Annotated in this window: 1 protein-coding gene; it reads left to right on the plus strand. The window is 49.3% G+C overall.

Annotation, left to right across the window (positions count from 1 at the left end; genetic code table 11):
- Positions 1-73: 73 nt before the first annotated feature.
- Complete coding sequence (locus AC1DWN_RS34570) at positions 74-688, plus strand: zinc-binding dehydrogenase (RefSeq protein ID WP_477563316.1); 615 nt, start codon at positions 74-76, stop codon at positions 686-688.
- Positions 689-842: the final 154 nt, after the last annotated feature.

Below are 842 nucleotides of genomic sequence, written 5' to 3' on the forward strand. Positions count from 1 at the left end.
CCCATCTACTTGTAACGAATGGATTGACGCTTGATCAGAGCGCCGTGCTTCCCATCTACTTGTAACGAATGGATTGACGCTTGATCAGAGCGCCGTGCTTGAACCGTTTAGCATTGGAGCACATGCTGTTCGACGATCCGAGCTGCGCCATGGGGAAACGGCGCTCGTCATTGGTTCTGGTCCGATAGGGCTTGGAGTTATGGCATTCGCAAAGCATCACGGGGCACGTGTTATTGCGATGGATATTCAAGATGACAGGCTGGAATTTTGCAAACAATGGGCAAAGGTTGATGAGACGGTCAATGCGCTGCATGGAGCGAAGGAGCGGCTAGCAGAACTTACGAACGGTGAGTTTCCGACCGTTGTGTTTGATGCAACTGGCAACGCGAGGTCGATGACCGATGCCTTCGGATTCGTTGCACATGGAGGAAAGCTCATCTATGTCGGCTTAGTTAAAGCTGATCTTTCATTTAATAATCCAGAGTTCCACAAACGGGAGATGACACTGATGGGCAGCCGCAACGCGACCATCGAGGATTTCGCAAACGTTATGGCTGCTGTCGAGAGCGGCAGCATCGATGTAGAAAGCTATATTACCCACCGCGTCCCATTTGCGGAGATGATTACTCATTTCGATAGCTGGCTGAAGCCGGAGACGAAGGTCATTAAAGCGATGGTTGAGCTTTAGGGGGCTCTGGGGATTCCAAGCGTTGTACTTGTAGCGGTGATTTGTTCATGAGAGGTACTATGGGGGCTGATCATTTTCACTTAGGTTCTTAATAGCGATCTTTCTATGAAAAAAGCAGCGTTTTTTTCATTTAGTAGCGTTCTCTCACGAAAGC

This window comes from Paenibacillus sp. P4_A7, assembly GCF_056402455.1.